Consider the following 12,699-nt stretch of genomic DNA (forward strand, 5'->3'; position numbering starts at 1 on the left):
CTTTTCCTGGCCTCACCTTCGACCGATAATCTCGCGCCATGCGAAATTTGCTTCCAACACCTCCGCGGCCGCTCCAGGGGCAGCGGCAATGACGGCTGTTGCCGCCTGATCCAGACGCATCGTCGTGGGATCGAGCGTCCGCAATGAAGAGGCGAGCGCCTGTCCGACCGTGTCACGCGCGGCGGCCAAAGCGAGCTCGAAGATCAACGGCTTCACCCGAAAGGCTTCGGCCGTTGCTGCGCGGAACTCATCGAAATCCCGCTGACTCAACGCGCGAAGGTCGAGGTCGAGAAGCCTGCTGTCGGCGCAATCCCGGGCAACCAGTTCGCGGTGATATAGCTCGACGATCGTATCGAAAATGGCGCCGACGAAGGGGAGCGCGCGGTCGTGGACTTCCCGGGTCACCTCCGACATGCGGCGAAAATTGGTGGCGAGCCGCACCTGGGTCTCGGGACTGGTTTCCGCAAAGCGGTTGAGCTCGTTGTATAAGAGAAGATTGCCCCTCGTTCGTCGCAACAGCCGGTCAATGGCAGAGCCGAAATGGAGGAACGAGATCAGCGAGACAGCGTCGGAAAACGCCTCCGAAAAGGGAAAGAAGTCAGCTTCGGGCGAGACTATCGTCGGCACGCCGGTTTCGGACAGAAGGATCAGATGTCCGACTTCGTGGGCGATCGTATCGAAATTCAACGCATACGGCCGTCGCACTCCGTCGGTATCCGAGCACCCCAATTCCAGGAAGCCGTAACCCGCCTGTGCGTTGTCCCAATTCACAAAGGCAACGATCTCGAGACGCGGAAAGGTCTGCTCGAAGAACCATCGAACCGGCCGGCCGAGATAGCTCTGCCATATGTCGAGAACGAAGTGCACACAGGCATAGGCGTGCACGGCCAGGAATTCACGTGAGCTCGGCGATACATTGTCAAAATGACGGTCCGGCCCCGGCTTCGGTGCTGCGCGCCGCGGCCCGTCGAAGGGCGGCAGGCGATCGAAGCCGTAGGGTTGCTTTTCGGAGAGCGGATCGATGACATACATCGTCGCGTCACTTGGCCCCGCTCCGATCTCGTCCCTCAAAATCGGCAGCCAAACTCGATCCGGTTCCTCGTAACCCGGGAGGAAAGGAGGCTGGGGGAAGATCCAGAAGCGCGTACCTAGACGCGCCTCGCCAGACTCGAGGGCCTCGTTCCGAAGCGGATGCATCGCACAATTGCCCCCTCGATCGGTGAAAGCCGGCAATCAGGGATTCAATTTATAAGTGTTCACTAATTTGGAGTCAATGCCGCCAGCTTCCAGGTCCCGGATGAAGGTGTTCGTCGCGGCCCAAGCATTCTGGCCATCTGCCATCCGTGCCTCTCGCACAAGGCGCGGCGCCCTGTGAAGTGCCAGCAAAGCGTCTTCTCTCTTCTGACGCACCGCTTTCTGCCGTACCTCTTGAATGCGGCTGTCCGTCCATCCCGCGGCACCCAAAACCGCCGCTAGCGTCCGGTCGCGAAAGTTCATGTTTCGCGCCATTGTTGTGAGCTGCGCCCGTTCGGCGGCACTGATGACCCTGCGGCGCATCAGCGTGGAAAAGGTGCGCTGCAGATCGACGAGCGCGTCGGTCAGTTGCAGGAAGCCGAGCTCAGCCGGCCCCGAATGCACCGCCACGGCGTCGTCCGGGGCCAGGGCGGGGGGCGAGACGCAAACCTCCATTCGGGAAGAAAGAGCCCATCGCCGATACCACCTGTAGATCAGGCCGACGCCGATCATGCCGAAATCGCCGAGTTCCGCTGCTCTGAGCGCCCCCATGCTGGCGCCTCCGACCATGACAATTCCCTGGGCCATCGCCCAGAGGATTTCCTTGTGCCTGACGGCGGGCCGGTCTTCGAACCGGCCGTCGATCAGGACCATGGCACGGGGCCTGAAAGCATGGGCGGCCAGTAGAATGTCACCTTGGGCGGCGGGCTGCAGATAGATGGCATCGAGCACCGCACGGGCCTCGTCAAGCCGCAGGGTCGGACCGAGAAACACCAGAATCGGACCGTCGCATCCCGCATCTGGCATCTGCTCACCTGACAACAGAGAAGGGATGGGCGCGGGCAAGGACCGTCCTCACGCACTGGACACCCGCTTCGCGATCATGCCCCACCGGAACGGCGACGACTGGGCCGAGGCCGGCCGCGAGAACGCTGCTCAGCAGGGAGCCAGCATCAGCCGCCGTCGACAAAGACGCCCCCTGCATCGGCCCTGCCGAAACCTCGGCGAGAATCAGCTGGCGGGCTCTCGCTACGACCTCCTCGGTGCTCCGCTTGTAGTGTGCTCTCGTCTGATCATCGCGAGCCCCGGAGATCGCCCCTGCCCTCGCCGCCAGCGCTTCGAGCATGGCGCTTACGCCGGCTGCTTCGACGCTCGGACCTGCGGCATAGCCTTCCGTCGGCAGGGCGAGAATCGGCTCGCCAGAACCCGTCTCGATCGTCTGGCACCAGATGACCGCAAGGCCCGTCGGAGAAGGGGCCTGCCACAGGGCGACGGCTATGCCGCAGGATCCTGCAACGGAACAGACCCGATCGACCACAGCGCCGAGCCCCGTCGCGGCGATGCGCATCCGGTCGAAAAACCCGTGTGTGGCGAAAGCGCGGGCCATGGCGTCGCGCTCGATACATTCGAACAAGCCATGCAGATAGGCACTGTGGGCGTCCACATGGCAGGCCAGACCCGTTGTCGTGCGCACGAACCAGCCGTCGTGGACCGGCGGCGGTTCCGTGTAACAGGTGTGGACCAGCTCTAAAGGAACGGGCAGCGCGTGCCCCGTGGCGACATCGACGCCCATCGTCCAAGCTATGGTCCTGCTCCGCCAATCTTGCGAGCCGGCCACGACAAGAGTATCAAACAGGCCGTTGGCAATTTCGAGTTCCTCGGCCGTTGCGAGAAAGATGCGTTCGGGCGGAATGGCTTCGGCATAATAGCGCTCCAGCGATTCCATGATTGCTCCCACCGACGCTTCAGTTGTCGTGAAGCCTCGCCCCAGAGAGGTGACTTCCGATAGAGCCGCCGGACGAACGGCTTGCACCACGGGGAGCCCCAGCCGGTCCAGCCCCGTCAGGTCGCCGATCCGCGTTATTCGAGCTCTCCTGCAAAGCGGCAGAAGTGCCTGGAACCGTCGTTTGGTTTCGTCAGGAGTGGAGTGAACGGAAAGGGCGGCGCGCGGGCATGATACTAACGAGGCATAAAAATCGGCCAGATCCCTATTCAGGCTGGCTCGATCAGCGCCCCGCGACAAGACCCAGCTCCTGCATCGATCGTCGGGCGCGCCTGACAAGCGTTGTCGCCCCCTGACTTTCGGCAATTTCAACGGCCGATCGAAGGTCTGCCGCGAGCGCATCGCGAGGCACTCCAGCCTGTGCGCCGAGTACCGTACGGCAGCGGTGAAGCTCCGCCAGCCAATAGGCGTGACCGGTTTCCTCGGCCTTTTGGATCGCCTCGTTCACGATGTCGATCGCGTCCCCGAGCGTGCCGGCGAGCCCCACCAAGGTGGCATGCATATAGAGATAGATCGGCAGGTCGGCGACCGCCCCCAACGTCCTGAGAAGCGACAGGCCCTCCCGGAAGACGCTGTGACCACTCGCAAGATTTCCCCGATGAGCCTCGGCCCAGCCCCTGAAGAGTTGCGACAGGCCGGACAGGGACTGCATGTCGTGCTTCCTGGCAAAGTCCGCCATCCGCGCCGAAACCTCGATGAGGCGATCGAAATCGTCCCGGTAAAACGCCGATACGGCTTCCGTATCGAGCGAATGCGCCTTGCTCGGCGCATGGGCTATGCGGTCAACAAAAGCGATCATCCTGGAGAGCGCCGCATCCGATGCCTTGGTTTGCCCGGTCAGCCACAGGGAAAGCGCCATTTGCCCAAGCCCGCAGACCTTCGCGTCGTGCCCACCGAATTCCGTCCGGCTCTTCCTCGCCGTTCGCTCGTCATAGAGCGCCAGGCCGGCCTTGATCGCCTCCTGGGTTTCGCGGTGCCGGCCGAGGTTGAAGTCGATCGCCCAGATGCAGTGGTTCACCTGCAGTTGGATCTCGGGGTCGTCCACCTTCGCCAGCATGGACTGCACTTCGAGCGCCCGGTCGTGCATGATGCGGAAGTCCGACCCGGTGAACCACCAGCCCCAGTAGATCGGGAACCACTTGGACTGCTCCTCCATCGGCTGCCGGCGGGCGATTTCCACGCCGTCTTCGTAGAGCTTGCGCGCGGGAGGCGAGTTCAGCCCCACCAGCCCCGTGAGAATCGGCCCCAGTGCCGTCAACGCCGCCAGCTGCAAAGTCTCGACGGCGCTCCCCTCACCCAATTGGCTGCAGAGCTCCAGTGCATGTTCCAGATATTGCCGCGCCTCGATCATTGCCGAGCGGCTCGAGCTCTCCTTGCCGGCGGCAATCAGCAGTTCGACCGCATTCTCGATGAGCCCCCCCCGCTCCGCATGTTCGGCCAAGGCGCCGGTGTCGATCCAAGCGGCCGTGCCGCGGTTCTGGTTGACGGCGCCGAAGAGCCGCCGGTGCAGCACCTGCCGCTGTTTGCGCAATAGCGCGTTGTAGATCGTCTCCTGGATCAGCACGTGGCGAAAGCCGTAGGCGATCCGTCCGGGCGCCCTGACGCGCGTGAAGAACCCCGTCTCGCACAGCATATCGGCCGCACTTGCGATTGCCTTCTTGCTGAAGTCTGGCAGAAGCACGCGCAGCAGCGGCAGGGTCACCTGCGTGCCGGCGGCGGCGGCCGCCCGCGCCACTTCCCGGGCCGGCCCCAGATGCTGCAGCCGCGCATCCAGGATGGATTCGAACGCCGATAGATGCACCGGCTTCAGGTTCTCCGACAGGCTCGCCTCATCCGCTTCAGCGCTTTGGGACGCCCATTGGCAGATTTCCTCGATGAAAAGCGGGACGCCGCCGGATATCCGTTCCGCCACTTCGAAGAGCTCCGGCAGCCTCGCCAGCCGATGCTCAGGCCACTTCGCCCTGATCGCCAGCCGCGTCTCGTCGCTGTCGAGCGGCCGCAACGACAGCCGCAGCGGGTTTGCCGCATCCAGCCACTCGGCGGGCGAACCGCGGCGCGATGTCAAGATTAGAAAGATCGGGAACTGACCGATGAGCCGGGCCGCTTCGCCGAGCAGATCCCGCGAAGTCGGATCTATCCAATGGATGTCCTCCACGGCGACGACAACGGGGCCGCTTCGCGACACTGCTTCAAGCGTCCGCAAAAGCGCCCGGTGCGCCTTTTCCCGGATCGCCTTCGGGTTGTCGTTCGACAGAAGCTGGTTTCGTCCCTCTGCTCCGAGCAGATAGGCGAAGACCTCGATTGCCTCCTTGTCCTCGATGCCGTTGTGCTCGAACAATGCCGCCACATCGGAAGCCGTGACGCCCATCTGGCCGGTTCGCGTCGTCGAGCCGGGAAAGCTGTGCAGCAGGGGATGCAGCGTCGAGCGCAATCCCCCGGGGAGGCACTGGAAGAAAAACAGCTTCGAGCGCCGATCCCGCGTCCTCCTGCGGATCTCCCGCAAAAGGCGCGACTTGCCGATGCCGGCGTCACCCTCGATGAGCAGGCTTGCGCCCCGCCCGGCAAGAACGCCGTCCCATGTGCGAGCGATCGTATTCATCTCGCTTTCGCGGTTGATAAACGGACCGCGTAGCCGCCCGTAAGCATGGAAGCGATCGACCTCCATCTTGTGCCCAAGCGCCCGCCACACTTTTTCGGGCGTCGAAAAACCCTTGAGCGGCTTACTGCCCTGGAAAACGAAAGCGTGCGATCGACCGGCGAGGTTGCGTGTCTCCTCTGAAACCAGAACGCTGTTCGGCTCGGCGATGACTTGCAGACGAGCGGCCATGGCGAGTGCCGCGCCGGTGACGGGCTCCTGCAGCCAGCTCTCGCGCTCCATGTCGCGGATGAGCGCCGCGGACGTGGCGATCCCGACGCGGACGCGCAGGTCGTCTCGCCCCCGCTCTCGGCCGACGCGCTTGCAGGCGTCAACGATATCGAGCCCCGCCCGGATGGCTAGCGAAGCCGCATCCTTCGCGTCAAGATCGATCGGAAACAGCGCCACGCCGCCATCACCCGCCTCGTGCTGCATCACTCCGGAATGCGCGGCGATCGACTGCCTGCTCGAACGCTGAAAGGCGGACATCAGGTCCTGATAGTCCTCGATGTCCATGACATGCAGGAGATCGGTCGAGCCGACGAGGTCGTAGCAGAGGGCTGTAACGATATGGCGCTCGCTTCCCTGTGCCGAGGCCCCCCCGGCACGCGCGGTGCGACTGACTGCTTTTCGTGGTGTATTGGTCCGGTTCTCGCGCAGCATGCACCACCACCCCGCGTTCGGCAGCGCGCCCCCGAAGACTATACGCGCATGTTCAAGACAAAGAATCTGGTTCTTGCAATTCCTGAAATATCTGGCAGGAGGAGGCGTGTCGCAGACCATACGTCACGCTGCCTCCCTTGGCGTAGCCAAGGCTGCTCACCCAACCGGTCTATGTCAATCGGCGCAGAGTTGCAACGATCGAGAATGCTCTATTGGGTCTGAATGGACAAATCCAGTCCGGCTGCGATGGCGGCCGCGTACACAACAAGCCCGTCCTAAGCGACGGATTTACAGACCATCACCGGACGATCGTCAGCCGCTCCGCCGCGCGGGTGATTGCCGTATAGAGCCAGCGCTCGCGCGTGTCGCGGAAGGCCCAGCTCTCGTCGAAGAGCACGACATTGTCCCATTGCGAGCCCTGCGCCTTGTGCACGGTCAGCGCATAGCCGTAGTCGAACTCGTCGTAGCGTTTGCGGGTGGACCAGGGAATCTCGCCCTCGACGTCCTCGAAGGCTGCCTTCAAGAGCTTGATCTTCGCCGCGCCGCGATCCATATCGTCGTCCTCGGGACGGATCATCAGATTGATTCCAGGCTTCACGGTCTCCTTCGAAGAGCTCATCACCTGCCAGAGCGAACCGTTGAGCAGGCCCTTGGCCGGATCGTTCCTGAGGCAGACGAGCTTGTCGCCCGATTGCGGATGCTCGCTCGTAAAGCCCTTCAGCTCACGCAGACGCTGATTATAGCGCCGCCGCGTCCGGTTGGTGCCGACAAGCACTTGGTCGGCCTCCAGCACCAGCGGCTGGGTGACCTCGCTCTTGGAGATGATCTGTGCCGTGCCGTAGTCGCCCTGCATGATCTCCTTGCCCTCGCGAACATGCATGGCGAGCTGGATGATCGGGTTGTCGCGCGCCTGGCGGTGGATATCGGTCAGCAGATAGTCCGGCTCGTGATTGGTGAAATAGCCGCCGCCCGACACGGGCGGCAACTGACCCGGATCGCCGAGCACCAGGATTGGCGTGCCGAAGCTCATCAGGTCCTTGCCGAGCGCCTCGTCGACCATCGAGCATTCGTCGATGATGATCAGCGGCGCCTTGGCGACCGGGCTCTGGCGGTTGATGGCGAACATCGGCGCGATCGAGGTCTTGCCGGTCTCCTCGTCCGCGACCTCCTCCTCGCCACGAGGCCGGTAGATCAGCGAATGAATGGTCTTGGCATTGCTGGCGCCCTTGGAACGCAGCACCTGCGCGGCCTTGCCGGTGAAGGCCGCAAAGAGCACCTCGCCGTCGACGTGCTCCGCGAAATGCCGTGCCAGCGTCGTCTTGCCGGTGCCGGCATAGCCGAACAGCCGGAAGAGCGGCGAGCGGCCTTCCTTCAGCCAACGCGAAACGGCCTTCAGGGCCTCGTCCTGTTGCGGAGCGAATTGCATGACCTGCAGTGTCAGGATTCGGTGGCCAGGCGCAAGCCCGGATTTCTGTCTGGCATCGGTGTGGATGCTTCGGCGGTCACAATGCCGTCGAGCGGCTTCAGCGCGAAATCTTCTGCGGCGGGAGCACCGTCAATCACTTTCATGCGCTGCGCGCCGAAGCCCTGTCTGGATCAAGATCGCCTGTGGCAGTTTCTTGCCACGGCACTTGAAACGGCTCGCGCGATGCTGCTAACAACAGGGGCGGCTGCATACTGTGTGCACGAGCGGCCGTCCTCGCCGGAGAATGCCGTTGAAGCCGGAACAGCCCGCAACGCCGATGACCCCCGAAAGCAGCCGGCTTGGTCGCTTGCCGCGCATCTGGCAATGGTGCCTGCTGGGCGTGCTTTCCCTGCTGCTTGCTGCTCTCTTCGAAATGGCGGGCATTCCAGCCGGGCTTCTCATGGGCCCCATGGTGGCCGGCGCGCTTGTCGGCATGAATGGCGGCACGATCCGCCTGCCCCGCCAGTTCGTTTTCTGCGTCCAGTTCGTCCTGGCGATGATGATCGCCGGCTCGATGCGGCCCGATCTGTTCGCCACCTTCTCCAGCAATTGGCCGCTCTTCCTCACCGTCATCCTGTCGGTGATCGGCGTCAGCACGCTGTGCGGCTGGACGATCACGCGGATGCGCATCCTGCCTGGAACGACGGCGATCTGGGGGTCCTCGGCCGGTGCGGCCTCGACCATGCTGCTGATGGCCGACGCCTATGGCGCCGATGCCCGCCTCGTCGCCTTCATGCAATATTTGCGGGTCGTCTGCGTCGCCGGCGCCGCGACGATGGTCGCGCATCTCTGGGTCAGCGGCACGGAGGCCGAGACGGCAACCCATTGGTTTGCGCCGGTCGCTGCCCTGCCCTTCCTTGCGACGCTCGCCGTCGGCATCGTCGGCGGCTTCCTCGGCAAGATGCTGCGCGTGCCGGCCGGCGCTTTCCTCGTCCCCTTCGCGATCGGCTCGGCTCTCAATGTCTCCGGCATGCTGACGATCGAATTGCCGCAATGGCTGCTGGCGCTCTCCTTCGCGCTGCTCGGCTGGAACATCGGGCTGGGCTTTACCCGCAGCATCATCGCGCATGCGCGCCGGGCCTTCCTGCCGACGGTCGTCTCCATCCTCGTGCTGATGGCCTCTTCCGGTTTGCTCGCACTGCTCCTCACCAAGGCGGTCGGCATCGATCCGTTGACAGCCTATCTCGCCACCAGTCCCGGTGGCCTCGATTCCATTGCCGTGATCGCCGCCTCGAGCGATGTCGACCTTCCCTTTGTCATGGCGCTGCAGACGGCCCGCCTGCTGATCATCACGCTGATCGGCCCGGCTCTTGCCCGCTTCGTCGCCGACCGGGCCTGACGCCGTCACGGCACCCCAACGCGAACGCGAAGCACCTTCCTGTCATTTGCAACCAGCACGAGCGCCTAGGGAATAAATTCTTGGCCCGCCGTGTCTCATCCATGAACCCGGTTGGAACGGTTCTAGGAAGGAGCCCCGCAATGAGAACGATCCCCTTGACCATCACCATTTGCCTCGTCACCAGCGCTTCCGCTTTCGCGGCACCGCCAGTCAAAACGGTTGAGAGCGAAAAAGGCCCGGTGCTTGCCGCGGCAAACGGCATGACGCTCTACACCTACAAGGATGATCAGAAGGGCGTCTCCACCTGCTATGATCAATGCGCAAAGAACTGGCCGCCCTTCATGGTGGAAGGCGACGCGATGGCAGAAGGCGCCTATTCGATCGTCGAACGCAAGGACGGCAGCAAGCAATGGGCAAAGGACGGCATGCCGCTCTACTTCTGGGTAAAGGACAAGAAAATGGGCGATATCACCGGTGACGGTGTGAAGGGCGAATGGGATGTCGCACGGCCGTGACGATTCGGAAGCAGGTGCGGATGCTTCCGCACCCGACGCTTTCGAGGAAGACGTCCTCACCCTCATGCCGGCGCTCAGGCGCTATTCACGTAGCCTCGCCCGATCCGACCCGGACGGCGAGGACCTTCTCCAGGACTGCGTCGAAAAGGTGCTGGCGCGCCGGCAGCAATGGCGAGGCGTGAACCTGCGCGCCTGGGCCTTCACCATCATGACGAACCTCTACCGCAACCGTCACCGCCATCGCGCCTTGCATCCCGAGGTCGAATATGAGGAGGCTCTTGGCCTCGTCGCCGAAGACCAGAATGCCGACCCCCTGCAAAGCCGGCGGCTCGAGCGCGCGCTGGAGCGGCTGTCGGTCGACAACCGCTCCGTGCTGATGCTCGTGGTGATCGAAGGCTACCGCTATCAGGATGTGGCGGAGATGATGGCTATCCCGATCGGCACGGTGATGTCGCGCCTGTCGCGCGCGCGCCGCCAGCTCGCCGAAGCGATGAAGGACGACAACGTGATCGCCCTGCGGAGACCGAAATGACGGACGAATTCAACACCGTCTCCGAAGACGAACTGCATGCCTATGTCGATGGCCAGCTGAGCGAGCCGGAGCGCAGGCGCATCGAAGCCTGGCTCGAAAGGCACCCGGATCGCGCTCAGGAAGTCCGCGAATGGCAGGCCCAGGCGGCTGCGCTCCAACACCATTTCGCATCCTATGCCCGTGATCATGAAGGCGATCGGGCGCTGGTCTCGGCCCGTCGAGGCCGGGGGCACGGCGTTGCCTCGGCCCCTGCGCCCGTCCTCCTACGGATCGCCGCCGGTCTCCTGATCTTCGCGGCCGGTGCCCTGACCGGGTTCTACGCCCCTGCGATCGTCTCCGGGGATCGGTTGCCCGCGGCGGCCGAGAGCACTGACAGCCTTCCGCGCCAGGCGCAATCCGCTTTTCTCGTCTATGCGAGCGAGGTGCGCCATCCGGTCGAGGTCGGCGCCGACCAGGAGGCGCATCTCGCCACCTGGCTCGGCAAGCGGCTCGATTACGGGTTGAAGATTCCGGATCTGTCGGCTTTCGGATTTTCGCTCGTAGGCGGCCGGCTAATCCCCGTCAACGGCACGGCGGGCGCCCTGCTGATGTATGAGGACGGCTCCCGCCAGCGGCTTACCGTACTTCTCGGCCGCAACAGCGACAATCGCGAGACGAGCTTCCGCATCGCGAGCCAGGGCGATCTCGAAACTTTCTACTGGATTGACGGCGAGATCGGCTACGCGGTTACCGGCGAGGTGCCGCGCAGCCTCCTGCAGCGGGTCGCCGACGCGTGTTACCGCCAGTTCGAGGGGTCGGAGGGCTCATAGCACGCGGGCTCATCCTCGTCGCAGCGGATCGTTCTCGAGGACGATAGGCTTGCCATGCGGCGTCCCTTCGGCAGCACGCTGCCAGCTTCGGACGAGCGCCTCCAGCTCCGGCCCAGAGGTGATGGAAAGCTTCTCGACCAGGTGGCTGAGGGCCGCCACCCAGCAATCATAGTAATCGCTGCCGTCCGGCTTCCGCCCGGGCTTGTGGAGCTCGGCCGAAAGCGCCTCGGCCCACTCGCTCCAGGAAAACACGCATTGTTCATGGAGCCGGACGGTCATGGCGAAGGCGGCAGCCTGCCAGGGCTCGGCAAAGACTGGATCGCCGTCCGCCGATTTCGGCAGTTCGGCAGAGGCGACAAGTGGAGAGGTGGTGCTACACGTACTCAAGATAGCTCTCCCAGGCATCGATCGAGACGGTCAATGACGGATCGCCGCCCTCACCCCAGATCTCCCCGCCATCAAAGACGACCGTGTAGACCCATTGCGGGTTCTCGCCCTTGCCGTGGGCGTTGTCGTCCGGAAAGACAAAACTGCCCTGCACCGCTTCCACCACGCCGACTTTGGCACGGGCGTAGCGCGGCAGGCGCGTGTGGGTTTCCGGATGGAAGTTCTTCGTACGGACACGGTCGCCGACGCCGAAACGCGGCGGCGTAGCGACCGGCCGGTCGCAAGGCCCGCCTCTGGCGAGCACGCCCGCCACCATATCGGCCTTGAGGACCCGCTTCGGCTCCCGCCCCTTCTCGTGCATATGGCCGGCATCGAGCTCCGCTTGGGTCACGAAGCCGTGGCGCTTCAGGAGCGTTTCCAGCGCACGGGTCCAGATCTCGTAATACGGCGCGGCAAGATAGGTGGCGGGGGGCAGGCTTTCGCGCGCATGCCGGCTCTCGTCGATCGTCCAGGCGCCGAAGGCTCCGCAGGAGAGCGTGATCCCGAGTGCGCGCTTTTCCCATTCCGCATGGAAATAGGGCTCGTCCTTTTCCGGCGCGATCGGCCCAAGGCCATGCTGGCCGCCAAGGTCGTGAGGCCCGTTCATGGCTTGGCCTGCGGTGAAAGGGCGAGCCCGGTGCCGATCATCGAGTCGCGCGTGACGAGATCGGCGAGCGCCTCCTCGCTGAAGTCTTCAGTGCCGTCGGGCCGCTCCGGCACCACGAGATAACGCAGCTCCGCGGTCGAATCCCAGACGCGGATCTTCTTGTCGATCGGCAGCTCCAGCCCGAATTCGGCGAGCACGCCGCGCGGATCGATGACGGCGCGCGAGCGATAGGGTGGCGCCTTGTACCAGACGGGCGGCAGGCCGAGCACGGCCCAGGGATAGCAGGAGCAGAGCGTGCAGACGATGAGATTGTGGGTGTCGGGCGTGTTGAAGACGGCGCGCATGTGTTCGCCCTGCCGGCCGGTGAAGCCGAGACTGGCGATCGCCGCCGTTGCATCGCGCTTCAGCGAGTCCGCAAACTCCGCATCGCTCCAGGCCCTGGCAACGACGCGCGCACCGTTCCTCGGACCGACCTTCGTCTCGTAGGTGTCGACGATCGCATCGATTGCCGCCGGGTCGATCAGTCCCTTCTCCGTCAGCACCGTTTCCAGCGCCTTCACCCGCGCTTCCACATCCGTGAAATGATTGTCGTGATGGTGATGGCCGTGATCGCCGTCCTGGCCACGATGATGCTCGGACATTCCGTGCCTCCTCCGCCGAAAACCCGGCCATTTCTAATGCATCAGGGCGGG

At 64.0% G+C, this 12,699-nt stretch carries 13 protein-coding genes; 4 read left to right on the forward strand and 9 right to left on the reverse strand.

The features are described 5' to 3' along the window. Nucleotides 1-12 precede the first annotated feature (12 nt). The 6 genes from SS05631_RS10140 to SS05631_RS32510 form a co-directional block, all read right to left on the reverse strand. Nucleotides 13-1,197 (reverse strand): hypothetical protein, encoded by a 1,185-nt coding sequence (locus SS05631_RS10140; RefSeq protein ID WP_037415733.1) that lies wholly within the window; start codon nt 1,195-1,197, stop codon nt 13-15. A gap of 36 nt (nt 1,198-1,233) precedes the next feature. Then, nucleotides 1,234-2,040 carry a TfuA-like protein gene (locus tag SS05631_RS10145; protein WP_037415731.1) on the reverse strand — a complete coding sequence of 269 codons (807 nt, stop codon included), beginning with the start codon at nt 2,038-2,040 and terminating at the stop codon, nt 1,234-1,236. A 4-nt stretch (nt 2,041-2,044) separates the two neighbouring features. Further along, nucleotides 2,045-3,256, reverse strand: a complete 1,212-nt coding sequence (locus tag SS05631_RS10150) for a YcaO-like family protein (protein ID WP_037415729.1) — start codon at nt 3,254-3,256, stop codon at nt 2,045-2,047. Further along, nucleotides 3,240-6,314, reverse strand: coding sequence for an AAA family ATPase (locus SS05631_RS10155; RefSeq protein WP_037415727.1), 3,075 nt, complete (start codon nt 6,312-6,314; stop codon nt 3,240-3,242). Before SS05631_RS10155 ends, SS05631_RS10150 begins: the two co-directional genes overlap by 17 nt. Before the next feature lie 298 nt (nt 6,315-6,612). After that, the gene (locus SS05631_RS10160) at nt 6,613-7,740 is read right to left on the reverse strand and encodes an ATP-dependent RecD-like DNA helicase (protein ID WP_095677972.1); all 1,128 of its coding nucleotides are present in this window, start codon (nt 7,738-7,740) and stop codon (nt 6,613-6,615) included. Nucleotides 7,741-7,751: 11 nt separating this feature from the next. After that, nucleotides 7,752-7,883 (reverse strand): hypothetical protein, encoded by a 132-nt coding sequence (locus tag SS05631_RS32510; protein WP_280105688.1) that lies wholly within the window; start codon nt 7,881-7,883, stop codon nt 7,752-7,754. A gap of 146 nt (nt 7,884-8,029) precedes the next feature. On the opposite strand from SS05631_RS32510, the gene SS05631_RS10165 reads away from it, so the two are divergent. The 4 genes from SS05631_RS10165 to SS05631_RS10180 all read left to right on the forward strand — a co-directional run bounded on the left by SS05631_RS10165 (nt 8,030) and on the right by SS05631_RS10180 (nt 10,974). Then, nucleotides 8,030-9,118, forward strand: coding sequence for an AbrB family transcriptional regulator (locus SS05631_RS10165; RefSeq protein WP_037415722.1), 1,089 nt, complete (start codon nt 8,030-8,032; stop codon nt 9,116-9,118). A 140-nt stretch (nt 9,119-9,258) separates the two neighbouring features. Further along, complete coding sequence (locus tag SS05631_RS10170; RefSeq protein ID WP_037415719.1) at nt 9,259-9,633, forward strand: lipoprotein; 375 nt, start codon at nt 9,259-9,261, stop codon at nt 9,631-9,633. Beyond that, entirely contained in the window at nt 9,617-10,165 is a 549-nt protein-coding gene (locus tag SS05631_RS10175; protein ID WP_037415716.1) for an RNA polymerase sigma factor, read from the forward strand. The genes SS05631_RS10170 and SS05631_RS10175 overlap by 17 nt, the downstream gene beginning before the upstream one ends. Continuing rightward, the gene (locus tag SS05631_RS10180; protein ID WP_037415713.1) at nt 10,162-10,974 is read left to right on the forward strand and encodes an anti-sigma factor; all 813 of its coding nucleotides are present in this window, start codon (nt 10,162-10,164) and stop codon (nt 10,972-10,974) included. Before SS05631_RS10175 ends, SS05631_RS10180 begins: the two co-directional genes overlap by 4 nt. A 9-nt stretch (nt 10,975-10,983) precedes the next feature. On the opposite strand, the gene SS05631_RS10185 is transcribed toward SS05631_RS10180, so the two are convergent. From SS05631_RS10185 to nthA, 3 genes are read right to left on the reverse strand one after another with little or no spacing between them, the layout of a single operon-like run. Next, the gene (locus SS05631_RS10185; protein ID WP_037415709.1) at nt 10,984-11,361 is read right to left on the reverse strand and encodes a nitrile hydratase accessory protein; all 378 of its coding nucleotides are present in this window, start codon (nt 11,359-11,361) and stop codon (nt 10,984-10,986) included. Then, on the reverse strand, nt 11,348-12,007 hold the full coding sequence (nthB, locus tag SS05631_RS10190) for a nitrile hydratase subunit beta (protein WP_037415706.1): 660 nt from the start codon (nt 12,005-12,007) through the stop codon (nt 11,348-11,350). Before nthB ends, SS05631_RS10185 begins: the two co-directional genes overlap by 14 nt. Continuing rightward, complete coding sequence (gene nthA, locus SS05631_RS10195) at nt 12,004-12,648, reverse strand: nitrile hydratase subunit alpha (protein ID WP_037415703.1); 645 nt, start codon at nt 12,646-12,648, stop codon at nt 12,004-12,006. The genes nthB and nthA overlap by 4 nt, the downstream gene beginning before the upstream one ends. Nucleotides 12,649-12,699: the final 51 nt, after the last annotated feature.

The organism is Sinorhizobium sp. CCBAU 05631 (assembly GCF_002288505.1).
GTDB classification, from domain to species: domain Bacteria; phylum Pseudomonadota; class Alphaproteobacteria; order Rhizobiales; family Rhizobiaceae; genus Sinorhizobium; species Sinorhizobium fredii_C.